This is a genomic window from Streptomyces lacrimifluminis, from assembly GCF_014646095.1.
GTDB lineage: Bacteria > Actinomycetota > Actinomycetes > Streptomycetales > Streptomycetaceae > Streptomyces > Streptomyces lacrimifluminis.
This window is the reverse complement of record NZ_BMMU01000112.1, coordinates 587-802: the sequence shown is the minus strand read 5'-3', so window position 1 is coordinate 802 and position 216 is coordinate 587. Positions and strand designations below refer to the sequence as shown.

Below are 216 nucleotides of genomic sequence, written 5' to 3'. Positions count from 1 at the left end.
ATCAACGGCACCGATCCGGACGTGATCTTCCTGGCGGAGGCGTTCACCCGCCCGGCGATGATGCACACCCTCGCCCAGGTCGGTTTCCAGCAGTCGTACACGTATTTCACCTGGCGTACGGGCAAGGCGGAGCTGACCGAGTACCTGACCGAGCTGTCGGGTGAGGCGGCGGCGTACATGCGGCCGAATTTCTTCGTCAACACTCCCGACATCCTG

The 216-nt window shown here is 63.0% G+C and carries 1 pseudogene; it reads left to right on the top strand.

The features are described 5' to 3' along the window. A pseudogene (locus tag IEY89_RS41440) lies at positions 1-216 on the top strand (alpha-1,4-glucan--maltose-1-phosphate maltosyltransferase); the annotation flags it as partial.